Raw genomic sequence first — 26,450 nt, 5'->3', positions numbered from 1 at the left:
GCACGTTCAGACAGACGCGTTACGTGGTCCGAAGATGTTGATCAGATTGCCTTCCGGGTCGCGCAGCATGGTCGAGCTGCGCGCCGCGTTCAGCGGCTGATCGGCCCACACGAATTCCACGCCGTGCTGCGCGAGCATGGCGATCGCCGCGTTCAGATCGCCGGTGGCCAGCGCCACATTGTTGATGCGCAGACCGCCGACGGCGGGTGTCGGAAGAGGGGTTGTTTCCATGACGTTGACGCCTTGTCTTGATGCTTCCTCGGGAAAACTCGCCGGTCACCGCGTGGGCCACCGGCGGAAGTCTTGCATCGGGCCGAGCGGCACGATGCCGGTCGGATTGATGCTGCGATGGCTCTCGTAGTAATGCCGCTTGATGTGCTCGAAATCGACTGTCTGCTTAATGCCGGCCAGTTGATAGATATCGCGCGTGTAGGCGGACAGATTCGGGTAATCGGCGATACGGCGCAGATTGCACTTGAAGTGACCGACATAGACCGCGTCGAAACGGATCAGCGTGGTGAACAGGCGAATGTCGGCTTCGGTCAGTTGCGCGCCGGTCAGATAGCGCTGCGTGGCCAGTTGCGCGTCGAGCCAGTCGAGCGTGTCGAACAGCGGCGTGACGGCCTCTTCATACGCTTGCTGGGTGGTCGCGAAGCCTGCTTTGTAGACGCCGTTGTTCAGCGTGTCATAAACCCGCTCGTTGATCGCGTCGATTTGCGTGCGTAATGGCGCCGGATAAAAATCGCCGGGTGTCGCGCCGATATCGTCGAACGCCGAGTTCAGCATGCGAATGATTTCCGACGACTCGTTGTTGACGATGGTGGCCTGCTGCTTGTCCCACAGGATCGGCACCGTGACGCGGCCGCTGTAATGCGGATCGGCGGTCGTATAGACCTGGTGCAGCAGCTTCGCGTGATTGACGCTGTCGGGCACGACACCGGGGCCGTCCGCGAAGGTCCAGCCGTTTTCCAGCATCAGCCAGTGCACGACCGAGACGTCGATCATGTCTTCGAGACCTTTCAGCGCACGCACGATCAACGTGCGATGCGCCCACGGGCACGCGAGGCTCACATACAGGTGATAGCGCCCGGCTTGCGCCTTGAAGCCGCCGACGCCGCTCGGGCCCGCCGAACCGTCGGCGGTGACCCAGTTGCGGAACGCCGCGTCCTTGCGCACGAAACGGCCGCCGGTCGACCTGGTGTCGTACCAGCGGTCCTGCCATTGACCGTCCACTAAAAGTCCCATGTCGCTGCTCCTTGCCGGTTCGCTGCTGCGCCACGTCGGCGAACAAAGAATGTGCCATACGCGAGCTCGGCTTACCGAGCGTGGCTTATGCGGTTTTCTCGAATGCCTTTCCCGTAGCCTTCTGCGCTGTCATGTGCCGCTGTTTAGCAGCCACATCGCTATAGTGGACTTGCATGGCCGCTTTGCCGTACCATTTTTCCGTCGAACTCGTTCGAAGGAATAGAACATGTTGTCAGAAGACGAACTGGCCTTGCTGGAAGCGATTCGCGAGACCGGCAGCCTGTCACGCGCGGCGGCGCGGCTGGGCAAGGCGCCGTCGACCGTCTCGCACGCCGCCCGGCAACTGGAGACGCGCTTTGACGCGCTGCTGTTCGACCGCCGCCGCTACCGCCTGCAACTCACGCCGGCCGGCCAGTTGCTCGCTGACGAAGCTGCGCGCCTGATGCTCGACATGTCGCGCATGACACAGCGTGTGCGGCAGATCGCGAGCGGCTGGGAAGACCGCCTGTGGGTGGTGACCGATGAAATTCTCGAATTCGAACTGCTGATGCCGGTGGTGCGCGCGTTCGACGCGCTCGAATCCGGCGTCAAGCTGCGTTTTACGCACGAGGTGTTGAGCGGCACGTGGGAGGCGCTGCGCGACGGCCGCGCGGACCTGATCGTGGGCGCGACCAATGAGCCGCCGGCGATCCCCGGGCTGCGCTGGTTCGAGCTTGGCGTGATGGAGTGGGTGTTCGCGGTATCGCCGCGCCATCCGCTTGCCGGTGTCGAAGGGCCACTCGGACGCGAGCGGATTCTCGAGCATCGCGCGGTGGTGGTGGCGGATTCGTCGCGGACCACGGCGGGGCGCGCTTACGGCGTGATTGGCGGGCAGACGTCGCTGGCCGTGCCGACCATGCGCGCGAAGATTCTTGCGCAGCGCGACGCGCTGGGCGTGGGGTGGCTACCGCGGCAGCGGGTGGCTTCCTTGTTGAAGAACGGTGAACTGGTGGAGAAGGCGACGGCCGATCCGCGCGAGCCGAATGTGCTGTATGTCGCGTGGCGCGGCGATCAAGAGGGGCGCGCGTTGCAGTGGTGGCTCGACCAATTGCGGCAGCCGCGGTTGGCTAAGCGCCTTGTGAAGGGTATCGATATGGTTGTTGGCGCGTGACGCGCAGTTGATTCGTTGTTTCGTGCGGGCGATGTCGTTTCTCGTGGGATCATATGCGTCGTGCTGGCGATTTTGCTTTTTGCACGGCGAGCGGAAAAGAGGAGCAGGGCGATGATCGATGGACTGGTGGGCGGGCGGTTGTACGGCGAGGCGCAGATTCGCACAGGGCAGAATGGCAAGCGGTTTGTGACCTGCAAGGTGCGGGCTGCCACCAATGACGGGGATACGATTTTTGTTAACGTGATTGCGTTCGATGACGATGTGCAAAGTGGACTGCTGGCGCTGGGTGACGCCGATAGTGTCGCGCTGAGCGGGGCGTTGACGCCCAAGGTTTGGACCGATAAAAATGGCCTGGTCAAGCCGGCAATAGATATGGTCGCACACAAGTTGCTAGCGATTCATGGATTGCAGGACGATTAGGGTTGGTTTTTTTGCCTCCGCGGCGCTCATGTAGCGCCCTCAAGATACTCGACAAACCGGTCCGCCACAGGCTCCGATTCGCCAGCCCTGCGCAGGAGCAAAATCTGCGAAAGCAGCGTCTCCCCCCGCAGGGGCAAAAAACAGACCCGTGGGTCCTGCACCTGCCGTAAGGTAAAAGGCACCAACGCCACTCCCATCCCAAACCCGACCATCGTGACAACGGTCTGCCACAACCGCGCCTCATGGCGAATCAACGGACTAAACCCGGCCCCCACGCACTGCGCGATGATCAAATCGTGATAATGCGGCGATACCGTGCGCGGAAACAGAATAAACGGCTCCTGCGCCAACCCGCGCAAATCGATCTTGCGCCTATGCGCCAGCGGATGATCCACCGGTAGGCAACACAAAAAGGGCTCGGAGAAAATCGGCGTCGACATGACGTCAGAAGGAAAATTGCCCCAATGCGCGCATCCCATATCGATCTGCATCCGCTGAATCGCATGCACCTGCTCGCTGGTGTTCATCTCCTTCAACACGATCTCGACATTCGGGTAGTCAGCCTCGAACCGGCTCACCGCCTGCGGCATACCGCGATACAACATCGAATTCACAAAGCCGATCCGCAGACGCCCAGCGAGCCCATGCGCCGAGCGCACCGTGATGCGTTCCGCTTCGCCGGCCTGCAATAACAACCGGTGCGCTTCGCCAAGCAGCACCTGCCCGGCGTTCGTCAACGCGACGCTCTTGTTGGTGCGCGCCAGCAATTGCACGCCAAGTTGCGCCTCGAACTTGCGGATGTCGAAACTCAATGCCGGCTGCGATATGAACAGCCGCTTGGCCGCGCGGCCGAAGTGCAACTCCTCGGCGACCGCCACGAAATAGCGCAATTGCTTCAGGTCCACTACTGTCTCCGGTTGTTAGATCGATAAGTAACGTCTATCGTACCGGACATAAGTTGTATTAGACGATTATCGACGTCGCTTCTATGCTGCTTCCACAAAGGAGACACGCATGAGCGAAATCACCTCGCAGCCGGCAGCCGGCTCGTCCAATATTCCCGACAGCCGGGGCATCAACTTCTTTACCGGCGACCCGGACTTCGCCCGTTTGCTCAAACTGCATCTCGGCGGCGCGCTGTATCGGGAACTCGAAAGCCAACTCGTCGCGCTGGGCCAGCGGGCGTCGGACGAACTCGACGTCTGGGCGCTCTCCGCCGACAAGAATCCGCCGCAATTGCGGCATCGCACGCGGCGCGGCGAAGCGCTGCAAAGCATCGACAAACATCCCTGTTACGTGGCGCTGGAGCGTGTCGCGTACGCGGAATTGGGTTTGGCGTCGATGAGTCACGACACCGGCGAGGGCAAAAAAGCGCCGCCGCCGCTGGTGAAATACGCACTGACGTTCCTGTTCGTGCAAGCGGAATTCGGTCTCTGCTGCCCGGTCAGCATGACGGACTCGCTCACGCGCACGTTGCGCAAATTCGGCGCGCCTGAACTGGTCGCGCGTTTTCTGCCGATGCTGGCGTCGCGCGATTTCGACACGCTGTTTCAAGGCGCGATGTTCATGACGGAGCAGGCGGCAGGCTCGGACGTCGCCCGCATCGCGACGCGTGCTGCCCTCGAAACCGGAGCGAACGGCGGGCAGACGTGGCGTCTGTACGGCGACAAATGGTTCTGCTCGAACGCCGATGCCGATCTCGCGATGGTGCTCGCGCGCCCTGACGACGCGCCGTCAGGCATCAACGGCCTTGCGTTGTTCCTGTTGCCGAAGACCTTGCCGGACGGTTCGCGCAACAGCTATCGAATCGTGCGCCTGAAGGACAAGCTCGGCAGCCGCTCGATGGCGAGCGGCGAGATCGTGCTGGAAGGGGCGGTGGCGTATCTGATCGGCGAAGTCGGGCGCGGTTTTCATCAGATGGCCGACATGATCAACATGTCGCGTCTGTCAAACGGCGTGCGCGCGGCTGGTCTGATGCGCCGTGCGCTGACCGAAGCGCTGCACATCTCGCACAACCGCGAAGCGTTCGGCCGCAAGCTGATCGATATGCCGTTGATGCAGCGTCAATTGATCAAAATGATGCTGCCCGCCGAACAGGCACGGTCGATGTTCATGCAGATCGCCTTGCTGCTCGCGAAGGCCGACGGAGGCGATCGGCAGGCCGCGAAATGCGTGCGCATCCTGACGCCGCTGATCAAATTCCGCGCCTGCCGCGATGCGCGGCGCGTCACCGGCGACGCCATGGAAGTGCGCGGCGGCACCGGCTACATCGAGGAATGGAGCGACGCGCGCCTCGTGCGCGACGCACATCTCGGCTCGATCTGGGAGGGCACCAGCAACATCGTCGCGCTCGACGTCGCGCGCGCCGCGAAACGCGACGGCGCGCTCGAGCCGCTGCGCTCGTATCTGCTTGATCTGCTCGGCGCGGCGGGATTGCCGGCAGCGAGTCTCGTGCTGCTTCGCTCGACCTTGATGCGCGCTTGCGATGCGCTGGCGAGCGTGGCTGAGTCGGGCCGTGACGAATCGGTCCGCCAGGCCGGCACCGCGTTGTATCACGCGAGCACCGCGGTACTGATGGCGTGCGAAGGCGTGCGTCTCGCGCCCGATTACCGGCGTCTCGTGCTCGGTCATCTGGTGTTGCGGCATAAGCTGTTGCCGGTCGATCCGCTCGACCTGCGGACGTCGTCGGACGAAAGCAGCGTGATCGAGGCACTGGTCAACGCGCGCAACGTCACGCTCGATCAGGCGTTGCAACTTCTGCCGGCTGGGAGGGCGCAATGAGCGAGCGTGCCACCCGCGCCAGTCACGTCACCTCAGGCGCATTGCAAGGCATCAAGGTCATCGATCTGAGCCGTGTGCTCGGCGGTCCGTATTGCACCCAGGCGCTGGCCGATCACGGCGCGCAGGTGATCAAGCTGGAGCCGCCGGGCGGCGATGAAACGCGCGGTTGGGGGCCGCCCTTCCACGGCGACACCGCGTGGTATTTCGCCGGCGTGAATCGCAACAAGCAGGGCATTGCTGTCGATCTGTCATGCGACGAAGGCCGCGACATCCTGTGGAAACTGCTCGAAGACGCCGACGTGCTGGTCGAAAACTTCAAGCCCGGCACGCTGGCTCGCTGGGGGATGGATTACGAGCGCGATTTGCGCGAGCGTTTCCCGAGGCTGATTCATTGTGCCGTGTCGGGCTTCGGTGCTGACGGCCCGCTCGGCGGCCTGCCCGGCTACGACGCCGCGATTCAGGCAATGACCGGCTTGATGAGCGTGAACGGCGAACGCGACGGTCCGGCCACGCGGGTCGGCTTGCCGGTCGTCGATATGGTCACCGGCTTGAATGCACTCGCCGGCATTCTGCTGGCGCTGGCCGAGCGAACGAACAGCGGGCGCGGCCAGTCGGTCGATATCGCGCTGTACGACTGTGGCGTGTCGCTATTGCATCCGCATCTGCCGAACTACTTCGGCTCGGGCCGCACACCGCAGCGCAGCGGCAATGCGCATCCGAACATCACGCCTTACGACAGTTATCGCACCGCGACCGCGCCGATCTTTCTCGCCGTCGGCAACGACCGGCAGTTCGCGCGCTTGTGCGTGCATCTCGGCGCGCCCGAACTGGCCGGCGATCCGCGCTATGTCGATAACCGCAGCCGTTGTGCGCATCGCGAGCCGTTGAAGGCTGCGCTCGAACGCCTGCTCGCGGCGCACGATTGCGAGCCGCTCGCGCACGCGCTGATCAACGCGGGTGTGCCGTGCGGGCCGGTGCAAAGCGTCGATGTCGTCGCGCGGCACCCGCATACGCAGCATCGCCGCATGGTGATCGAGATGGGCGAGTATCGCGGCACCGCGTCGCCGATCAAGCTGTCGCGCACGCCTGCCACGTATCGCAGCGCACCGCCGACGCTGGGCGGCGACACGCGCGCGGTGCTCGACACGCTGGGCATCGACGCCGCGACCCAGCAACGTTTGTTCGAAGCGGGTGTGCTCAAGGCGTAGCCCGCATGCAGTTATCCGGTGACGGCACGCAGAAGCCGCGCCACTCAGAAGAATGACCTTGGAGACAGAGACATGAAACGCGAGTCAGACGATCACGCCGCAGGCAGGCAACCCGTTCGCGCCGCCACCGCGGCATTCGTGGGCACCACGATCGAGTGGTACGACTTTTACATCTACGCGACCGCGTCCGCGCTGATTTTCGGCAAGCTGTTCTTTCCGGGCGGCGATCCGTTTTTTGGCACGCTGGCTTCATTCGGGACCTTTGCGGTGGGCTTTTTCGCGCGGCCGTTCGGCGGTCTCGTGTTCGGTCATCTCGGCGACCGCATCGGCCGCAAGAAGGCGCTCGTTGCGACACTGGCGATCATGGGCGTCGGCACGGTCGGGATTGGCTTTCTGCCGACCTATGCGAGCGCCGGCGTATGGGCGCCGGTGCTGCTGGTGTTGCTGCGCATCGCGCAGGGCATCGCGATTGGCGGCGAATGGGGCGGCGCCGTGCTGATGGCAAGCGAACATGCGCCGCAGGACCGGCGCACTTTCTTCGCTTCGTTTGCGCAGCTTGGCAGTCCGGCGGGATTGATTCTGTCATTGCTGGCGTTTCGCGCGGTTGCGTCGATGGATCAGGATGCGTTTCTCACGTGGGGCTGGCGGTTACCGTTTCTTGCCAGTGCGGTGTTGTTGATCGTCGGCCTGCTGATTCGCGCGGGCGTTGACGAATCGCCCGAGTTCAAGGCGCTCAAGGCGCAACAGCGCGTAGCCAGGTTGCCCGTCGCCGAGGTCGTGCGCGACGCGTGGCGCACGTTGTTGTTGTGCCTCGGTGCGAACGTGATCGGCGTGGCGGGGGCGTGGTTCGTCAATACATTCATGCTGAATTACACGACGCAGACGCTTGGGCTCGATCGTTCGTTGATTCTCGACTGTTTGTTCGTGGTCGCGTTTATTCATTTGTTCACGCAACTGGGTGCGGGGTGGTTTGCGCAACGGATTGGGACCGGGCGGTTTTTGAAGGGGGCCGCTGCGTTGGCGATGCTTTCGCCTTATCCGATGTTTGCGTTGGTGTCGACCGGGCGGCCGGTGGCCATTGTGGTGGGGATCGCGCTGGCGGTGATGTGCATGTCCAGTTCTTATGCGGTAATGGCTGGGTTTATGTCTACCGCGTTCGCGGTGAGAGTGAGGTATTCGGCGATTTCTTTGTCTTATCAGGTTTGTGCCGCGCTGGCTGGTGGGTTGACTCCCTTGATTGGGACTTTGCTCGCGCATCGGTATCCGGGGGCGTGGTGGCCGTTGGCCGTGTTTTACAGTTTTCTGGCTGGGGTTTCGCTGTTTTGTATCGGGGTGTTGGAGCGGCGCAAGGGTGGCGCTGCCAGGGGTGTCGTCGAGGTTGTTTGATATTTCTTGCCGCCGCGGCGCGTTCTACGCGCGCAATTTCTTCGCGCACTTCTGATTCAGTCATCGTCGCGGGGTCGTCTTCAGCCAGGGTGATGATGATCGCGAGCGCATCGGCCTTCCGCTCAACGTCCGCGTCAAGGCGGCGCACTTTCAGGTTCGAACGCAGCATCAGACTGACTTGTGCCACAAGATTCATTGCGCGTTGACAACAATTGACAATGTTCGTTGTCCGGCAGGGTAGGCTCCTTTTTTCTCCGTAAAAGGGCGTGAAAAATGGCAACTCCCTTACATCTCTGGTTGAAAGATCATGGCGGCGCGGATATTAGAGGATCGAGCATGGTCGTGGGCCGTGAAGGCAGTATTGAGGTTTTGGGTTTGACGCATTCGATACACGCACCCGCCGACCATATCACCGGAAAACTGATGGGCGGCCGTTCGCATCGACCGCTCACCATCGAAAAAGAGATAGATCGTTCATCTGTAATGCTTAACATGGCAGTTGCCCGGGGGCAATCATTGCAGTCCGCGGAACTGAAATGGTATCGAATCAACGAGGCCGGACGCGAAGAGGAATACTTCAATATGCTTATGCATAACGTCAAGGTCACTTCCGTTTCGCCGCACGTGTCTAACATCAAAGAGGAGGCAAGCGCCACGCGTAATCACTTTGAAATCGTTGAGTTCATGTACGAGGAAATTCAATGGAGTTATCTTGATGGGAACCTGATCTTTAAGGATGGCTGGAATCTAATTTGACGGTGACTATTCAATGCGCGCGGTTAAATGTACGTTCTCTCTGAACAACAGGGAAACATCAACGCTTCATTGTTCTGGCATCGGTCCAATACCGGCATTTTCCGGGCAAGAGAGAGGCCGGGACAATCCTGCGGCTACGGCATGGAAGGGCATCGGACCCATTCCGAAAGGGACTTACTATATCGTTGATCGACAATCCGGCGGAATGGCTTGTATAACCGTTCTGAATCCATCTGATTTCTGGCATCTTGAGCGCTACCTGCGTTCGCAGAAGCCCAACTTGCCGGTCCCCGGAACGACGCTAAAAGCCTATGGAACCGTTGAGGTCCGATGAAGACGATTATTCTTGGATTACTGGTTGTTCTCGCAAACATTGGCGTAACAGTTACGGCCGCGTTGGGTCTTCTACACGCCTTTCTGGCGCTACCAATGAACATGCCGTATGAAGTCGACATGTTCCTGCGAGCAATCTTGCATGTTTCGGGCAATGATGATTTGGCGAATCCAGACGACATGGAAGTGCTTGCCCTGTTCCTCTACCTTTTCGTTTGCCTGGTTGTCGCAGGCTGCGCCGTGTTGGCGTGCAACATCGCTTTGCGCCGATACCTTGCAAAGCGGCGTCGAGGTCAATAGACCGTCGGGCGGCGTGGTATCGACTATGTGAGGAAGCCGTGAGCGGGAACGAAGGTATAGCTAAAAGAAAACTCACCGCCGCAGGTGCACAACCGACAGCGCGACGCCAGACAAACAAATCAAGAAAAGCCCGCCGCCGCAGTCAGACAGACAATGCCGCTGCCAAAGGCAAAAATCAACGTTAACCCCAAGTAATACAATACGCCCATAATGTCATCCTCAACGGCGCAAAAGCAACCTAATATCAAAACCAGCTAAACCGACGGGAGTCATCTATGCAACGCTATCGTTCGCTGGGCATAGTGACCGGTGCGGCGCCGCTAGCGAGCGCCGACGTATTGAGCAAGATGACCGCCATCTGGCGCCGCTCCCACACCGCGGAGCGATTCGACCTCGTGCTCGAGCAGCACGCATGGCACGGCGAGGCTTCGATCACCGCGGTGAACGCCGGATTCAAAATCCACGTATTCGACGCTATCCGGGCATTCGAAAAACGCGGAGTCGATGCAATCGTATTGCCGTGCTTTCTCAGTCATACCTTCATCGACGAACTGACAGCGAACGTGTCCCTCCCGATTGCCGACATCATGACGGCGCTTTCGATCCACGTGCGGAAAACCTTCCCTTCAGTCCGGCGCATCGGTGTACTGACCTCCGATTACATACGCTGCAACGGTCTCTTCGAGCGTTATTTCGACGCCGAGCAGTTCGACGTGCTGTATTCGCGCAACGAGCATGGCGTGGATTGCGTCGCAAGCGCGGTCTCCGGCAATGACGGCATCAAAAGCGGTTGTCTCTACGGCCGGCCAGTGGAGTTGCTGCGTGCCGCCTGCGCGGATCTCGTGGCGCAAGGCGCGCAAATCATTCTGCCCGGGCTCGCTGACATCGCGATGATCGCGCGCGCGCTCGGCACGCTAGCCGTGCCGCTGGTCGACGCCAATCTGGTGTACGCGCGCTACGTTGCGGCGGCACAATTCCCGCCGCCGCAGCGGCGCTTCAAGGTGGGCGTGCTGGGCGGCGTCGGACCGGCGGCGACCGTCGATTTCATGGCGAAGCTGGTGCGCAACACGCCAGCTGAGCGCGATCAGGATCACATCAAGGTCATGGTCGAGCAGAATCCGCAGATTCCGGATCGCACTGAATCCCTGCTCGGCAACGGCGCCGATCCGACGCTCGCCCTTTATGCGGCCTGCAAGACGCTCGAGGAGGGCGGTGCCGACATCATCGCGATTCCGTGCAATACCGCGCATGCGTTTGTCGACCGGATCCAGCCTGCGCTAAATATTCCGATCGTCAATATGCTGACCTGTACCGTCGATTATCTACGCCAGTCGTTCCCGGGCCTGCGCGAAGTCGGCGTGCTGGCGACTTCGGGCACGCTCGCAAGCCGCGTCTACGAGAAAGCGCTCGAAGCGCGCGGTCTCGTGCAAATCGCGCCGGCCGCGGCGGCACAGGCGCGGTTGATGAACGCGATCTACGGGCGCAATGGCGTCAAGGCCGGCCATACGTCGGGCGAGTGCAGCGACGACGTCGCCGCGGCGCTCGACGATCTGGTCGCCCGAGGCGTGCAGGTGATCGTGCTGGGCTGCACCGAACTGCCGCTGCTGCTGCGCGGCTCGACGCTGGCGCGGCCCGGCGGACTCGTGGTGCGGCTGGTCGATCCGACCGAGGTGCTGGCGAGACGCTGCGTGGCTTGGGCGCTGGGCGGGAGCAGGGCGGCAGATGATTCGGCCGATGCTCCGGCCGATTCGGCAGTTGCGGCAGTTTCGGCAATGGACCGGTTCAGCGTGGCGGGCGTTTGCGGCTAGATCGGGCTGGCAGTGCGGTCGCGCCGTGTCATGGAAAACTGTATAAATATACAGTATAGTATCCGGCTGCAACCTGGCCCTTGGCGCGTCGTCCCGCCGGCCGGGGTGCCCCGAACTTGCGCGGTCGCGAGGCGTCCGTGAGAGGTGGCCCACTCATTCAGACGGTCGGATAAATTGGCATCTAACGGCATTATCAAGATTCGCGGCGCGCGTCAGCACAACCTGAAGAACGTCGATCTCGACGTGCGAACCGGCGAAATGACAGTCGTCACCGGCCCCTCCGGTTCCGGTAAATCGAGCCTCGTGTTCGATACGCTGTACGCGGAAGGGCAGCGGCGCTACGTCGAAACCTTCAGCGCTTACGCCCGGCAGTTTCTCGACCGCATGGACCGGCCGCAGGTCGACCGTGTCGACGGCGTACCGCCCGCCATCGCGATCGACCAGACCAATCCGGTGCGCAGCTCGCGCTCCACGGTCGGCACGATGACCGAGCTCAACGACCACCTCAAGTTGCTCTACGCGCGGGCGGCCGAGCTGTTCGATCGCAAGACCGCGCAACAGGTGCGCCACGACACGCCGGAGACGATTTACGCCGACCTGCAGGCGCGCGCCGCGGCGCACGATCCGCGGCTGGTGGTCACGTTCCCGGTCGAGTTGCCGGAGTCCGCGTCCGAACAGGACGTCGAGCAGTGGCTGTCCGCGAGCGGCTACACGCGCGTGCAGGCGCAGCGCGAAGTCGATTCGCCCACCGGCAGGCGCAAGCTGCTCGACGTGGTTGCCGACCGCTTCCGCTTGCGCCAGGTCGACAAGCAGCGGGTGGTCGAAGCGATCGAGGCGTCGCTCAAACGCGGCGGCGGCCGCGTCAACATCTACGTGCTGCCTTCCACGTCGGAAGCACCGGGCGTGCTGCCTGAAACGAATGCGTCCGAGCAGCAAATCTGGCGGTTTTCCACCGGTCTGCACAACCCCGAAAGCGACCTGCGTTACGCCGACCCGCAGCCGGCGCTGTTCTCGTTCAACTCGGCGTATGGCGCGTGCGAAGTCTGCCGCGGGTTCGGCCGGGTGATCGGCGTCGATCTGGGTCTCGTGATCCCTGACGCGCGCAAGACGCTGAGCGAAGGCGCGATCAAGCCGATGCAAACGCCGGCCTGGAAGGAGTGTCAGGACGATCTGATGCGCTATGCCGCCAAAGCCGATATCCGGCGCGGCACGCCGTGGGGCGAACTGACGGACGCCGAGCGCGACTGGGTCATCAACGGTTCGCCCGACTGGAACGGCAAGTGGCAAAGCCATTGGTACGGCGTCAAACGCTTCTTCGAATATCTCGAATCGAAAGCGTACAAGATGCACATTCGCGTGCTGCTATCGAAGTACCGCAGTTATACGCCGTGCGAAACCTGCGGCGGCGCGCGTCTGAAAACGGAATCGCTGTTGTGGCGCCTCGGCAGCAAAGCGAATGCCGACGAGGTGCTCGCGCCCGAGCGGCGCTTCATGCCGCGCGGCGTCGACTGGCAGCGCGCGCAACTCGAGGCGCTGCCCGGCCTGACCGTGCACGATCTGATGCTGCTGCCGATCGAGCGCATCCGGCGGTTCTTCGACGGGATCAGCCTGCCGAGCGCATTGCTCGACGACGCCCTCAAGCTGCTGCTCGCCGAAGTGCGCACACGCCTCAAATATCTGTGCGACGTCGGCCTGGGTTATCTGACGCTCGACCGCCAAAGCCGCACGCTGTCGGGCGGCGAGGTGCAGCGGATCAACCTCACCACGGCGCTCGGCACGTCGCTGACCAAAACGCTGTTCGTGCTCGACGAACCGAGCATCGGCCTGCATCCGCGCGATCTGAACCGGATCGTCGAGGCGATGCACCGGTTGCGTGACGCGGGCAATACGCTGGTGGTGGTCGAACACGATCCGTCGGTGATGCTCGCGGCTGACCGCCTGATCGACATGGGGCCCGGGCCGGGCGAACGCGGCGGCTCGATCATTTACGACGGTGCGCCCGAGGCCATCCGTTCGTCCGGCACGCTGACCGGCGAGTACCTCGGCGGGCGCCGGCAAGTGGCGGACGCGGCACACTGGTCGCAGCGTCCGGTGGACGCAGGCACGCCGCGCATCGTGCTCGAAGGCGCGGCCCAACACAATCTGCGCGATGTCACTGTCGAGATCCCGTTGCAACGCCTTGTCTGCGTGACGGGCGTGTCGGGTTCGGGCAAATCCACCTTGCTGCAAGACGTTTTGTATCCGGCCATGGCGCGGCACTTCGGTCTTGCCACCGAGTCGCCCGGCGCATTCAGGCGCCTGACGGGCGCGGACCAGGTCACGGACGTCGTATTCGTCGACCAGTCGCCGATCGGCAAGACCGCGCGCTCGAATCCGGCCAGTTACGTCGGCGCATTCGACGAAATCCGCAAGCTGTTCGCCAAGGCGCCGCTCGCGAAACAACGCGATTACGGCCCCGGCATGTTCAGCTTCAACTCGGGCGACGGACGCTGCCCGACCTGCGGCGGCTCGGGCTTCGAGCACATCGAAATGCAGTTCCTGAGCGACGTGTATCTGCGCTGTCCGGATTGCGACGGCCGTCGTTATCGCGCCGAATTGCTCGAGGTGAAAATCGCGCGCGGCGAGCCGGCGCGCGCATTGAGTATCGCCGACGTGCTGGAGCTGACGGTGAGCGAAGCCATCGCCTACTTCGCGGAGGATGCCGAAGTATTGCGCGTGCTGCAGCCCATCGTCGACGTGGGGCTCGAATATGTGAAGCTCGGCCAGCCGGTGCCGACGCTATCCGGCGGCGAGGCGCAACGGCTCAAGCTCGCGGGTTTCCTCGCGGAATCGGCGCAGGCGCACACCGCACGCAGCGCAAAACAGGCGATTGCGAAACGTCTTTTCATGTTCGACGAGCCGACCACCGGTCTGCATTTCGACGATATCGCCAAGCTGATGCAGGCGTTCGGCAAGCTGCTCGCGAGCGGTCATTCGCTGATCGTGATCGAGCACAATCTCGACGTGATCCGCGCGGCCGACTGGCTGATCGATCTCGGCCCTGAAGGCGGGGACGGCGGCGGCCGGGTATTGTGCGCGGGTACGCCGGAAGACCTCAAACGTTGCGCCGAATCGCATACCGGCGGGGCACTGCTGCAATACGATCGCGCGATGAGCGCCGCGGCCGAACCCGCGTCGCAAGGCATTCCGCTGCAAAAGGCGCTGAGCGCAGCGCGTGCGCGCCGGGCGATCGAAGGCGAAGACGTGGTGCGCATCGTCAATGCGCGCGAGCACAATCTGAAGGCGCTCGACGTCGATATTCCGCACGGCAAGTTCAACGTGATCACCGGCGTGTCCGGTTCGGGCAAGTCCACGCTGGCCTTCGACATTCTGTTCCACGAAGGGCAGCGCCGTTACCTCGAATCGCTGAACGCCTACGCACGGTCGATCGTGCAGCCGGCCGGGCGCCCCGAAGTGGACGCGGTGTACGGCATTCCGCCCACCGTCGCGATCGAGCAGCGTTTATCGCGCGGTGGCCGCAAGAGTACGGTGGCGACCACGTCGGAAGTGTGGCACTTCCTGCGCCTGCTGTATGTGAAGCTCGGTCTGCAGCATTGCATTCACGACGGCACGCCGGTCACGTCGCAGAGCGTCGAGTCGATTGCCGCACAATTGTTGCGGGATCACAAAGGCGAGCACGTCGGCTTCCTCGCACCGCTGGTCGTGAACCGCAAGGGCGTCTATACCGACCTCGCGAAGTGGGCGAAAGCGCGTGGCAATACGCATCTGCGCGTGGACGGCGAATTCGTGCCGGTCGACCCGTGGCCGAAGCTCGATCGCTTTCGCGAGCACACGATCGAGTTGCCGGTGGCCGACGTCGTCGTTTCGCCGGATAACGAAACCGAACTGCGCCGCGCGCTCGACGAAACGCTCGAAATCGGCAAGGGGGTGATGCATCTGCTCGCGCCGCTCGACGGCTTGCACGACGCGATCAGCGGCGGCCATCCCACAGCCGCGCTCGGTGCCGTGAAGGTGCTGTCCACCAAACGCGCGTGCCCGGTATGCGGCACCAGTTATCCCGAGCTCGACCCACGCATGTTCTCGTACAACAGCAAGCATGGCTGGTGTACCACCTGCGTCGGCACGGGCCTCGCGCTGACGCGCGAGCAACGCGCGGCGTACGACGACACCGTGATCGTCGACGACAATCGCGGCCGCGAGCAAAGCTTGCCGTCGGAGGAGCAGGAGCCGGAAGGTCTCGTCGACGAACCGTGTCCGGACTGCGCCGGCACGCGTCTGAATCCGACCGCGCGCGCGGTCACGTTCGACGCGCATGCGATCGTCGACGTCGCGCAATGGACCGTATCCGATACGCGCGCCTGGATCGACACATTGGAGATGACCGGCCGCGATGCGGAGATCGCACGCGACGTGGTCAGCGAAATCGGCAGCCGCCTGCAATTCCTCGAGGAAGTCGGGCTCGGCTATCTGAGTCTCGATCGTGCGGCGCCGAGCTTGTCGGGTGGCGAAGCGCAGCGCATCCGGCTCGCCGCGCAACTGGGCAGCAACCTGCAAGGCGTGTGTTACGTGCTGGACGAACCCACGATCGGTTTGCATCCGCGCGACAACCAGATTCTGCTGAACGCGTTGCGCAAGCTAGGCGAGAAGGGCAATACGCTGGTGGTGGTCGAACACGACGAAGACACCATCCGGCGTGCCGATCACATCATCGATATCGGGCCGGGTGCGGGCAAGCGCGGCGGGACGCTCGTCGCGCAAGGCAGTGTTGCCGATCTGTCGGCGCAACCCGATTCGCTGACCGGACAGTTTCTCGCGCAGCCGATCGTGCATCCGTTGCAGCCGCGCCGCAAGGTGGTCGCGCCGACCAAACGCGCAGCGGCCGTGCCGGAGAACTGGCTGACGGTGCATGGCGGCAAGCTGCACAACCTGCGCAACGTGACGGTCGGTATTCCGCTAGCGCGGCTGGTCGCGGTGACGGGGGTGAGCGGTTCGGGCAAGTCGACGCTCGCGCGCGATGTGTTGATGGTCAATCTGCTGGATGCGGTCGGGCGCTCGGTGCTGTCGTCGCCGGCTACGCGGCGTGCGCGCGCGGCGGCGGCGCAAGAGCAACCGGCGGCGAACCGGCGCTCCAGCGTATTGGCGCGTACCGCACCGCGTGCGCCGCTCAACGTCACACACGCATGGCAGGGATGCGACGCGGTCACCGGCTGGGAAACCATCGACCGTGTGCTCGAAGTCGACCAGACGCCGATCGGCAAAACACCGCGCTCGTGTCCGGCGACCTACATCGGCGTGTGGGATGCGATTCGCAAGCTGTTCGCCGGCACGCTCGAAGCGCGCGCGCGTGGTTATACGGCGTCGCGTTTCTCGTTCAATACCGGTGAAGGCCGCTGTCCCGCCTGCGAAGGGCAAGGCGTGCGCACCATCGGCATGAGTTTTCTGCCCGACGTGAAAGTGCCGTGCGACGTTTGCCACGGTCAACGTTTCAATCCGGAGACGCTTGCGGTCACGTGGCGCGGCAAGAACATCGGCGACGTGCTGACAATGGAAATCGACGAGGCTGTCGCGTTCTTCGCGCCGATCTCCAACATCGCCCATCCATTGCAATTGATGAAGGATGTCGGACTCGGCTATCTGACGCTCGGTCAGCCGTCGCCTACGTTGTCGGGCGGCGAAGCACAGCGCATCAAGTTGGTCACCGAATTGAGTAAAGTGCGCGACGACATCACGCGGCGTGGTCAGAAGCCGCCTCATACGCTGTACGTGCTGGACGAACCGACCGTCGGTTTGCATATGGCGGACGTCGCGAAGCTGATTCGCGTGCTGCACCGTCTCGCGGACGGCGGCCATAGCGTTGTGGTGATCGAGCACGATCTCGACGTGATTGCTGAAGCGGACTGGATCATCGACCTGGGTCCGGAAGGTGGCGTTGGCGGCGGGACAATCGTGGCTGCTACGGATCCCGAAGGACTTTCTCGCGTAGCCGATAGCCACACCGGCGCAGCGCTACGGCCTGTTCTGGCGCGAACGCATGGCGGCGTTGCCATGGTGGCGGGCGAGGGAACGAACGGATGAATAGCGGAGCGGGGCAGCGGAAGTCGCTCCGCTCCTGTTCGCCTAAGTGCAGGAAACGTGTGGCGCAAGATTCGCTTGCGCCACAGCCGTTCCACGGGCCGCAAAAGCATTGACGCGGCTATTGCCGGCAGTTTGCCGGGCATGATTGTGTTTGTCGGAAATATGTAATGTTGTTTAATGATTTTGTAACTAAATCAAAGAGGTGATTGAAATACCGATTTGAAGTGTCGTAAATACCGCTAAAAAACTTTTCGGACGTGGTTTGCCTTCTGCTATGTTCTCGCCTCCGGCCTCGGGTTCATTCGTCACGGTCGATCATCAACTCCCGATACTTGTCTGCGATCCGCCCGGTTGCCTTGCAACCCTCGCGGGAAGCCTGTCCGGCGGGTCTTCCGTCTGCGATTCCCTCGCGCTCCGTGGATGGTTCCGGGCGCCGGATTATTGACTTTGTCCCACGCTACCGCACGCAAGAAAGACGCCCTCACTTCTGTTCCATACGCGCCTACTCTTCTAAAGCGACGTCAATGAGGTATTAATTAGAGTTATTGCTCTAAACTTAGTATGCCCGCATCAAAAAAAGTTTGACCGCGGATTTTTTGTCCTGCTATTGTTGCCTCCCATGAAACGCAGCTGACCTTGAAGCAGAGCGGCTCGCAAGCCGCGGCGCACCTCGATCAGGCTATCTACTGCACCCATGAAAGCGGAAATGACGGAGTCGAATTCGTTCTATTAGTACTTCTACCTAGATCGATATTCCGCGGCGTGCGAAGAGCCGATGCACGGCGTCAGGGTCTGTATGTGTCATCCAATCCCAGTTGGGCAATGCAGCATAAATTTTGGACTGCAGAAAAATATAATCGATGGCCATGATTGACTGAAGTGAACGTTGTTTGCGGTATGTAAGCGCGCTGCAGTTACAGAAATGGACGGTTCACGCCGGAGGAGTAAAGGTGGGTACGAAAGTTGAAGGGCAATTTCCGGCAGCAGTGGCCCGGATGGAGAGGCCAGAACGCCCGCGCGAGTTTGGGCGTAAGCAGCAAAACCCCGTACGCCGCTTCGGCGGTATCGCAGTCGTTCTGCTCCTGCACGTAGCGTTGATCTACGCGCTCATCAATGGCCTCGCCACCAAGGTCGTGCAGGTCATCCAGCATCCCATCGAAACGAAAATCATCGAGCCGGTAAAGCCGCCTCCGCCGCCGCCATTGCCGACCGTGCAATTGCCGCCGCCGAAGTTCGCGCCGCCGCCTCCGCCGTTCGTGCCGCCGCCGGAAGTGCAGGTGCAGACGCCGCCGCAACCGACCATCACACACCAGGCCGCACCGGTCGTGTCGGCACCTGCCGTGGCGCCGCCCGCACCGCCGGCACCGCCCGCGCCGGCCAAGCCCGTGAGCGCCGAAGTAGGGGTCGTGTGCCCGAACTCGGATCAGATCCGTTCGTCGATCCGTTACCCGAAGGAAGCGCAGGAAAACAACGTGACGGGTGATGTGCTGATTGAATTCGTAGTCGACGCGCAGGGCCATATTACGAATGAACGCGTTGCCAGATCTGCGGACGATTCCTCACTCGATCGCGCAGCGTTCAACGCGGTCAAGCAGTTCACGTGCGTTTCCCAAGGCCAGGCTGTCCGTGTGCAAGTTCCGTTCTCGTTCAACTTGAACTGAATCCACAGGCTGTTCGGTACCGGTAGCGATTTATCAGTCTTAGTTTAGAAGTTGTACTAATGAACTTGGAGCAGGCATGAAGAAGCGTACTCTCGCCGCATTGGCGGCAAGCATGTTGATCGCCGTAACCACGGTGGATACCTTGGTTGCACCGCAAATGGCCCATGCGCAAGCTAGCGACGCTACCGCGTCGGCAGTTGCCCCGGCCACCGCTGCGCCGCAAACGGTCGGCTCGGCCGCGGACGAAGCGGTGCCGCCACCGGCGCCGGCCACGTCCGAAACCGTCAATAACCCGTACGGTCTCGGCGCTCTCTGGAAGAGCGGTGACTTCGTCGCGCGCTTCGTGCTGATTCTGCTGGTGCTCATGTCGATGGGCAGCTGGTACATCATGATCACCAAGTTCTTCGAGCAATTCCGCGCGAACCGCCGTGCGAAGAGCGCCGACGAGCAACTGTGGACCGCGCCGTCGCTGAGCGAAGGCGCGAAGATGCTCGACGAATCGTCGCCGTTCCGCTTCATCGCGGAAACGGCCATCGAAGCAGGCGAACACCATGACGAAGCCTTGCTCGAAGCCGTCGACCGCAATACGTGGATCGATACCTCGGTCGAGCGCGCAATCACCAACGTGTCGAATCGTCTGCAAGACGGTCTGGCTTTCCTCGGCACGGTCGGCTCGACAGCACCGTTCGTCGGTCTGTTCGGTACGGTCTGGGGGATTTATCACGCACTGACGGCAATCGGTATCGCCGGCCAGGCCTCGATCGACAAAGTCGCGGGTCCGGTGGGCGAGGCGCTGATCATGACCGCGATCGGTCTCGCCGTGGCAGTGCCGGCCGTGCTCGGCTATAACTTCCTGGTTCGCCGCAACAAGTCGGTGATGGAGCGTGTTCGGACCTTCGGCGCACAACTGCACACCGTATTGCTCGCAGGCAGCCGCCGCCCGGCACGTGCTGTCGCTCGCGAAGCAGCGTTGGCCCAATAAGCGGAGTCCGTCATGGCTATGAGCGTTGGGCAGGAAGATAGCGACGAGGTCATCTCCAGTATCAACACCACGCCGCTCGTCGATGTGATGCTGGTCCTGCTGATCATCTTTCTGATCACGATTCCGGTGGTGACGCATACGGTGCCGGTACAACTGCCGAAGGAGACGATCCAGCCGCTGCAAACGACGCCCAAAAGTATCGTCATTGCGGTCAACCGCGACGGCGATTTCTTCTGGAACGAGAAGCAGGTCGACGCGCCTACGCTGCTGGCACGCCTGAAAACCGTGTCGGTCATGACGCCGCAACCGGAAGTGCACGTTCGCGGTGACCAGAGCGCGCGTTATGAATTCATCGGCCGGGTCATTACCGAGTGCGAGCGCGCCGGTATCGCCAAGGTTTCATTTATCACTGAGCCGCCCGCGCGCGGCGGCTAGCTTTGCATGGGATCGGACTAAGCGCTAAGTCCGATCGACAGGAGATGATCATGGGAATGAACGTATCGTCGGGCGGTGGCAGCGCTGAACCGGATGTGATGGTCGATATCAACACCACGCCGCTGATCGACGTGATGCTGGTGTTGCTGATCATGTTGATCATCACGATTCCGATCCAGACGCATGCCATCAAGATGAACTTGCCGGTCGGCAATCCGCCGCCGCCGATCACGCAGCCGGAAGTGGTGCAGATCGATATCGACTTCGACGGCACCACGACCTGGAATGGCCAGTCTGTGCCGAACCGGGCGGCGCTCGAATCAAGGCTGGCCCAGGTGGCGGCCGAACCGGTCCAGGCGGAAATCCATCTGCGGCCTAACAAGCTGGTGCCGTACAAAGACGTCGCGGAGGTGATGGCGTCCGCGCAACGACTGGGCGCGACGAAAATCGGCCTGATCGGCAACGAGCAGTACATGCAATAGGGAAGTGGAATGCTAACGATCCATCAACGGTTCAAGCGCGCCATCATTACGGCCGCTGTCGGAGGGCTGTCTGCGCTCGTCGTGCTGCCGCTCGCATCTCATGCCGCGGACACGTTGCGGCCGGATGTGGCGAAGCCGCTGAACGCCGCGCAGGATCTGTATCGCGCGCACAAGTACAAGGATGCGTTGACGAAGATCGATCAGGCGGATGCCGTGGCGGGCAAAACGCCCTATGAAAGCTACATGGTCCAGGAGATGCGCGGCGCCGCTGCTGCGGCAGCCGGCGAATCCGGTGTAGCTGCCCAGGCCTACGAAACCTTGCTGGGCTCCGGACGCTTGAGCGGCGCTGACGAGCAGCGCACCACCGCGGCGCTCGCAGGCATCTACTTCCAGCAGAAAAACTATGCGCAGGCAGCGAAGGTCGCGCAGCGCTATCTGAAATCGGGCGGCAGCGATCCCGACATGCGGACGTTGCTTGTTCAGTCTTACTACCTGTCGAATGATTGCGGCAATGTCGTGAGCCTGCTTAAGCCGAGCGTCGATGCGCAGGTGCGTGCCGGTCATGCGCCCGACGAATCGCAGCTGCAATTGCTCGGCACTTGCGCACAACGCGTGAAAGCTGACGCGACCTACCGCAGCACGCTCGAAAAGCTGGTCGCCTATCATCCGAAACAGTCTTACTGGGACGATCTGTTCACTGCGATCCGCAGCAAGCCCGGCTATTCTTCGGCGCTCGATATCGACACGTACCGGCTGCGCCGCGCGACCGGCTCGCTCACAACCGCCGACGACTACATGGAGATGACCCAGCTCGCGATCGTGGCGGGTACCACGGCTGAAGGCAAACAGGTCATCGATCAGGGCTTCGCGTCAGGCGTTCTGGGTCGCGATGCGCAGTCGGATCGCGAGAAGCGGCTGCAGGCGCTCGCCGCGAAACGGGCGCAAGCGCCTGCCGATCCCGCGAACCCCGTGGCCCCTGTCGACGTCGGCTTCAACCAGGTTTTCGCCGGTCAAACCAAGCAAGGTCTTACGGCAATGGACGCAGCGATCGCGAAGGGTGGAGTCGATCACCCGGACCAGGCGCAACTGCATCTCGGCGTGGCGTACTACATCGCAGGCGACAAAGCGCGTGCAGTGCAAACCTTCCGTGCCGTGAAGGGCACTGACGGCTCGGCTGACCTCGCCCGTTTGTGGGTGCTGGTAGCGTCGAAGTAACGGAGTCCTGTTCCTGACATGTCCATCCGGCGAAGTGCATTCAAGGCATCCGGGCATCGAGCCGGGACGCACATGTTCGCCGTAGGGAGCGGCGGGCGGCCGTCGCCAATGGCCGGGCCTGGTTGCGTGCGCAGCCAACGTCCGGTTTGCGGCAAGTGTGAAATTCGCCCCGATATCGGATTGATCGAGTCACGCATGACGACAACCAACCAGGCATATCGAGCGATTTTTAAGGAGGACGTCGCACTCGATGAAACATAGTTTAGTTTTATCAAACTAATTTTGACTACGGGATTCTGTCTTGCTATGGTTTTGTCACTCGATAACAAGGCACAGGTCGCAGTTTCTATAGGAAGCAAAATTCGCGCGCTGCGCCAACGGCTCAAGCGCACGTTGGACGAAGTGGCAACGACTGCGGGAATTTCCAAGCCCTTTTTGTCGCAGGTCGAACGGGGACAGGCAACGCCTTCGATTACATCGCTAGTCGGCATTGCTCGAGCTTTAGGTGTCACGGTGCAGTACTTCGTCGACACGCCGACCGAAGACAAATCGGTGCGTAGGGGGAATGAACTGAAGTACTTCGGATTCGACGGGACCGCGAATCTTTTTGGACGGCTGACGAATCTGTCGGTCGGCAGCAAGCTGGAGGTCATTCTCGTCAGGATGCCGGTGGGGCAGAACCCGTCGGAAGTCACGACGCATGCGGGGGAAGAGTTTTTGTACGTGATGAGCGGTCAGATATCGCTCACGTTAGAAGGTACAACGTTCGTATTGCAGGCAGGTGACACTGCGCATTACGAGTCCACCGTGCCTCACGCCTGGGCCAATACGGCTCGCGAAGAAGCGGTGGTCGTGTGGGTGGGTACGCCAAGATTGTTTTAGGTGCCTTTGCTCCGTGCTTTCGTTGAAAGCAGTCGATCGGTATTTTAAGTACAACTTAAGGTTCCTGCGTTGGTCGGGCAAGAGGGCGTTGTTCGCGCCCTCACTCGAGATAGTCAAAATAAAAACAATCAGAAAGCGCTGCGCAATTCGTTTGTAATAAATAAGTAGTCCGATATTGGGTTATTTGAAGTGTCCTGTCTATATGGATGCATTTGCAATGCCGGCATTGCGTGGCCGGCTTGTGAGGCAGAAAGGTGCGGGGCGGCTTTAACGGAGCACGGCGCAAGATCGCCGTATATCGAGTGGAGAGGTTCACAAGACCTCTCTTCACACACAGCTGTGGCCTTACTGACGAGCGAGAAGGGGAAAAATGAAACAAAAGGCATTGGCGCTGGCCATCAAAAGAATAATCTGGGCTGAACTGGCGTTGTCGGCCGCAATTGCCGTACCGGCGTTTGCGCAAAGCCAGCCGGCCACCACCGGCACTGCGGCAGGCACGACGACGGAAAGCGCGCCGGCAGCAGGCACTGCTGCCACACCGTCCACGGATAGCAACACCGCGACGCCGACGGGCAAAGGGGTTCAGCAACTGAAGAAATTTGAAGTGACCGGCTCGCTGATTCGCACGTCGGACAAGGTCGGCAACACGGAAGTCCAGACCATCACGCCCAAGGAAATCCAGCAAAGCGGTTATACGACCGTGGCCGACTTCCTGCGCGGCACGTCCGTGAATTCGGGGAGCAGCTGGGGCCAAACGACGATGAACAGCTCCGCGCAAGGCGGTGGCGGCATTGCATTGCGCGGTCTAAGCGAGAAGTACACGCTGGTGCTGGTGGACGGACAACGGGTGGCGAATTACGGCAAGGCGGTGAACTTCACCGACACGTTCTTCGACGTGAATTCGATCCCGCTCAACGTGATCGACCATATCGACATCGTGAAGACCGGTGCGGTCTCGGTGTATGGTTCGGATGCAATTGCAGGCGTGGTCAACATCATCACGAAGAAGGACTTCCAGGGCTTGCAGTTCGATGGCCAGCTCGGCAAGGCGCAGCATCCGGGCGACGCGCAGGGTAACTTCGCTGTGCTCGGCGGCATTGGCGACCTGAATGGCGATCGCTTCAACGTGACCGCTGCAGCGAGCTACTACCGCGACAGCGGCTCCTCGCTCGCCGATCGCTCCATGACGGCAAATCAGGACTTCAGTCAGTTCCCTGGCGGTCTCGCCGGCCCGCTCGGGCCGAATCAACAGTCGTACTGGACCGCACCCGACGGCAGCAAGGTAGCGCTGAGCCCGTGCCCTCCCGGTAGTGTGTCGGCGGACGGCGGCGCTGAGTGTAAGTCGAATCCCGCGAGCCAGACCTCGCTCGTGCCGTCGACGACGCGCCTGAACGCGAAAGTGCGCGGTACCTTCAAAATCAACGACGACATCCAGGCCTACGCCGACTTGTGGGTGAGCCGCAACGAAACGGTGCAGAACGAAGGTCCAGCGGTGTTGAGCAGTCAGACCAACGCATTCAATCCGCTCACCGGCTCCGCATTGCCGCTGAATCGCACCGTGCCGGCGACCAATCCGTACAACCCGTTCGGCGCACCGGCACAGATCAACTACACCTTCCCGAACACGGTTTCGGCCGACACGGTGTCGACGTTCTGGCGCGCGATGACCGGCGTGAAGGGTTCGTTCACCACGGCGAAGCTGGGTGACTGGGATTGGTCCGCGGATTACGGCCACTCGCAGAGCACGGTCGACACGACCTATAAGAACATCCTGAACGTCGCGGGCGTCGAGAACATTCTGCAGAACGGCGTCTATAATTTTTCGAATCCATCGTCCACGCCGAACGGCTTGAACGGTGTGTTCCAGAACGACTACGAGCAGGCAATCTCGAAGCTCGACAGCGTCACGGCGAAGACCTCGACGGGTAACCTGTTCAATCTGCCGGGTGGCCCGGTCGGTGTCGGTTTCGGTACGGAATTCCGTCACGAAAGCAGCCTGATCAACTCGCGCACTTATAGCGCGCTTGGGGTTACCGCGCCGGCCAACGTGCAGACGGTTGACGGCGAGCGCAATGTGGCCGCCGTCTACTATCAGGTCGATATCCCGATCATCCGGAACCTGACGTTCACGCAAGCGGGCCGTTACGACCACTACAGCGACTTCGGCGGCGCGTTCTCGCCGAGCTTCGCATTGCGCTTCCAGCCGGTGCAGGCTCTCACGACTTTCGCATCGTATAGCCGCGGCTTCCGTGCCCCGACGCTGGTCGAAAACTCGCAGGCAACGTATCTGGCCCACCAGAATCTGGTGGACCCGAATGATCCGAGCGGTGTGCCGACCAAGCACTTCACGACTGAACAGGTCAACGGCAATCCGGCTCTGCAGCCGGAGCACACCAAGAACTACAACATCGGCTTCCAGCTTTCGCCGGATTCGTCGACGGATATCGGTGCGGCGTTCTACAAGATCCACATCGACGGCGTGATCGGCACGAACGACCCGAACGCGGTGATCGATGCGAACAACCCGTCGAACGTGATCCGCAATCCGGACGGCACGGTGGCCTACATCAAGGAACAGTTCGTCAACCTCGGTTCGCTCGACACCGATGGCTTCGACATGAACTTCCGCAAGTCGGTGGGCACGAAGTACGGCACGTTCACGCTGGCGGGCGATTGGGTTTACGTGTGGCACTTCAAGCTGAACAGCCCGGGTGCGCCGACGCAGGACTTCGCCGGCAACAACCTCGCGCTGCTGCAGCCGTTCGGCGCAAGTAATCCACGCTGGAAGGGCAACACGAGCCTGAGCTGGGATTACCGCAAGCTCACCACCACGCTGACGTGGCAGTACACGGGCCCGTACACCAACGCGGTGGCAGCGGAATTCGGCGACGGTGGTACGTTGTCGGTGGCGTCGTACAGTCAGTTCAACCTGGTTGCGACGTATCGCGGCTTCAAGAACTGGACGATTTACGGCGGCATCAACAACCTTTTCGATCGCAAGCCGCCGTTCGACGTCGAGTGGCAAGCCACCCCCGATATCACGGGTTACGACCAGTCGCTTTATACCAACATCGGGCGCTTCTTTCAGGTCGGTGCAACGTACCGCTTCTGAAGCCGTTGATGTTTGTGATTCACCCGCAGTCTGTCTAGTCGGTCGGCCGCTCCGGCTTCCGGTCATCGTTACTGGAGCGGCTCAATTTTTTTAGAGACGTACTTTGGAGTTCTGGTGTTCAATGACGCGGTCATCACGGCGGGGAAGTCGTATCGTTGCGAGAAGAACGCCGAGGCTTATGTCGGTGAAGTCACGTTTTCGTTCAAGACTGCAGCGAGC

20 protein-coding genes are annotated in these 26,450 nt (G+C 61.6%); 17 read left to right on the top strand and 3 right to left on the bottom strand.

Translation table 11 applies throughout. The features are described from left to right. Nucleotides 1-6: 6 nt before the first annotated feature. Both SB772_RS27245 and SB772_RS27240 read right to left on the bottom strand, forming a co-directional pair. The gene (locus SB772_RS27245; RefSeq protein ID WP_410836277.1) at nucleotides 7-231 is read right to left on the bottom strand and encodes a VOC family protein; all 225 of its coding nucleotides are present in this window, start codon (nucleotides 229-231) and stop codon (nucleotides 7-9) included. Nucleotides 232-276: 45 nt separating this feature from the next. Further along, nucleotides 277-1,245 (bottom strand): glutathione S-transferase family protein, encoded by a 969-nt coding sequence (locus SB772_RS27240; protein ID WP_410836276.1) that lies wholly within the window; start codon nucleotides 1,243-1,245, stop codon nucleotides 277-279. Between the two features lie 226 nt (nucleotides 1,246-1,471). Here SB772_RS27240 and SB772_RS27235 point away from each other — a divergent pair, with 226 nt between their 5' ends. Further along, complete coding sequence (locus tag SB772_RS27235; protein ID WP_410836275.1) at nucleotides 1,472-2,395, top strand: LysR family transcriptional regulator; 924 nt, start codon at nucleotides 1,472-1,474, stop codon at nucleotides 2,393-2,395. A 111-nt stretch (nucleotides 2,396-2,506) separates the two neighbouring features. After that, nucleotides 2,507-2,815 (top strand): single-stranded DNA-binding protein, encoded by a 309-nt coding sequence (locus SB772_RS27230; protein ID WP_410836274.1) that lies wholly within the window; start codon nucleotides 2,507-2,509, stop codon nucleotides 2,813-2,815. Between the two features lie 26 nt (nucleotides 2,816-2,841). Here SB772_RS27230 and SB772_RS27225 read toward each other — a convergent pair whose 3' ends face one another. Then, the gene (locus tag SB772_RS27225; protein WP_410836273.1) at nucleotides 2,842-3,720 is read right to left on the bottom strand and encodes a LysR family transcriptional regulator; all 879 of its coding nucleotides are present in this window, start codon (nucleotides 3,718-3,720) and stop codon (nucleotides 2,842-2,844) included. A gap of 109 nt (nucleotides 3,721-3,829) precedes the next feature. Between SB772_RS27225 and SB772_RS27220 the strand changes: the two genes are divergently transcribed. The 15 genes from SB772_RS27220 to SB772_RS27150 all read left to right on the top strand — a co-directional run bounded on the left by SB772_RS27220 (nucleotide 3,830) and on the right by SB772_RS27150 (nucleotide 26,231). Further along, nucleotides 3,830-5,596 carry an acyl-CoA dehydrogenase family protein gene (locus SB772_RS27220; protein ID WP_410836272.1) on the top strand — a complete coding sequence of 589 codons (1,767 nt, stop codon included), beginning with the start codon at nucleotides 3,830-3,832 and terminating at the stop codon, nucleotides 5,594-5,596. Continuing rightward, the gene (locus SB772_RS27215) at nucleotides 5,593-6,804 is read left to right on the top strand and encodes a CaiB/BaiF CoA transferase family protein (protein ID WP_410836271.1); all 1,212 of its coding nucleotides are present in this window, start codon (nucleotides 5,593-5,595) and stop codon (nucleotides 6,802-6,804) included. Before SB772_RS27220 ends, SB772_RS27215 begins: the two co-directional genes overlap by 4 nt. Before the next feature lie 72 nt (nucleotides 6,805-6,876). Continuing rightward, nucleotides 6,877-8,190 (top strand): MFS transporter, encoded by a 1,314-nt coding sequence (locus SB772_RS27210; RefSeq protein ID WP_410836270.1) that lies wholly within the window; start codon nucleotides 6,877-6,879, stop codon nucleotides 8,188-8,190. A 273-nt stretch (nucleotides 8,191-8,463) separates the two neighbouring features. Next, nucleotides 8,464-8,946 carry a type VI secretion system tube protein TssD gene (gene tssD / locus SB772_RS27205; protein ID WP_410836269.1) on the top strand — a complete coding sequence of 161 codons (483 nt, stop codon included), beginning with the start codon at nucleotides 8,464-8,466 and terminating at the stop codon, nucleotides 8,944-8,946. 13 nt (nucleotides 8,947-8,959) lie between these two features. After that, nucleotides 8,960-9,280: a tlde1 domain-containing protein gene (locus SB772_RS27200; protein ID WP_410836268.1), complete on the top strand. Its 321-nt coding sequence runs from the start codon at nucleotides 8,960-8,962 to the stop codon at nucleotides 9,278-9,280. Continuing rightward, entirely contained in the window at nucleotides 9,277-9,579 is a 303-nt protein-coding gene (locus SB772_RS27195; RefSeq protein WP_410836267.1) for a hypothetical protein, read from the top strand. The genes SB772_RS27200 and SB772_RS27195 overlap by 4 nt, the downstream gene beginning before the upstream one ends. Nucleotides 9,580-9,854: 275 nt before the next feature. After that, nucleotides 9,855-11,387, top strand: a complete 1,533-nt coding sequence (locus tag SB772_RS27190; RefSeq protein WP_410836266.1) for an amino acid racemase — start codon at nucleotides 9,855-9,857, stop codon at nucleotides 11,385-11,387. Between the two features lie 174 nt (nucleotides 11,388-11,561). Beyond that, a complete protein-coding gene (gene uvrA, locus SB772_RS27185; protein WP_410836265.1) occupies nucleotides 11,562-17,462 on the top strand; it encodes an excinuclease ABC subunit UvrA in 5,901 nt (1,966 codons plus the stop codon). Nucleotides 17,463-18,412: 950 nt separating this feature from the next. Continuing rightward, the gene (locus tag SB772_RS27180) at nucleotides 18,413-19,123 is read left to right on the top strand and encodes an energy transducer TonB (protein ID WP_410836264.1); all 711 of its coding nucleotides are present in this window, start codon (nucleotides 18,413-18,415) and stop codon (nucleotides 19,121-19,123) included. Nucleotides 19,124-19,199: 76 nt separating this feature from the next. After that, nucleotides 19,200-20,105 carry a MotA/TolQ/ExbB proton channel family protein gene (locus SB772_RS27175; RefSeq protein ID WP_410836263.1) on the top strand — a complete coding sequence of 302 codons (906 nt, stop codon included), beginning with the start codon at nucleotides 19,200-19,202 and terminating at the stop codon, nucleotides 20,103-20,105. A gap of 12 nt (nucleotides 20,106-20,117) precedes the next feature. After that, nucleotides 20,118-20,540, top strand: a complete 423-nt coding sequence (locus tag SB772_RS27170) for an ExbD/TolR family protein (protein WP_410836262.1) — start codon at nucleotides 20,118-20,120, stop codon at nucleotides 20,538-20,540. A gap of 50 nt (nucleotides 20,541-20,590) precedes the next feature. Beyond that, nucleotides 20,591-21,022, top strand: coding sequence for an ExbD/TolR family protein (locus tag SB772_RS27165; RefSeq protein ID WP_410836261.1), 432 nt, complete (start codon nucleotides 20,591-20,593; stop codon nucleotides 21,020-21,022). Nucleotides 21,023-21,031: 9 nt separating this feature from the next. Continuing rightward, entirely contained in the window at nucleotides 21,032-22,237 is a 1,206-nt protein-coding gene (locus SB772_RS27160; protein WP_410836260.1) for a tetratricopeptide repeat protein, read from the top strand. Between the two features lie 306 nt (nucleotides 22,238-22,543). Continuing rightward, nucleotides 22,544-23,119: a helix-turn-helix domain-containing protein gene (locus SB772_RS27155; protein ID WP_410836333.1), complete on the top strand. Its 576-nt coding sequence runs from the start codon at nucleotides 22,544-22,546 to the stop codon at nucleotides 23,117-23,119. Between the two features lie 370 nt (nucleotides 23,120-23,489). Beyond that, complete coding sequence (locus tag SB772_RS27150; protein WP_410836259.1) at nucleotides 23,490-26,231, top strand: TonB-dependent receptor plug domain-containing protein; 2,742 nt, start codon at nucleotides 23,490-23,492, stop codon at nucleotides 26,229-26,231. Nucleotides 26,232-26,450 lie beyond the last annotated feature (219 nt).

This window comes from Paraburkholderia sp. SIMBA_030, from assembly GCF_046535245.1.
Taxonomy (GTDB): Bacteria; Pseudomonadota; Gammaproteobacteria; order Burkholderiales; family Burkholderiaceae; genus Paraburkholderia.
Note: the sequence above shows the minus strand (reverse complement) of the source record. Positions and strands in the feature narration are given on the sequence as shown.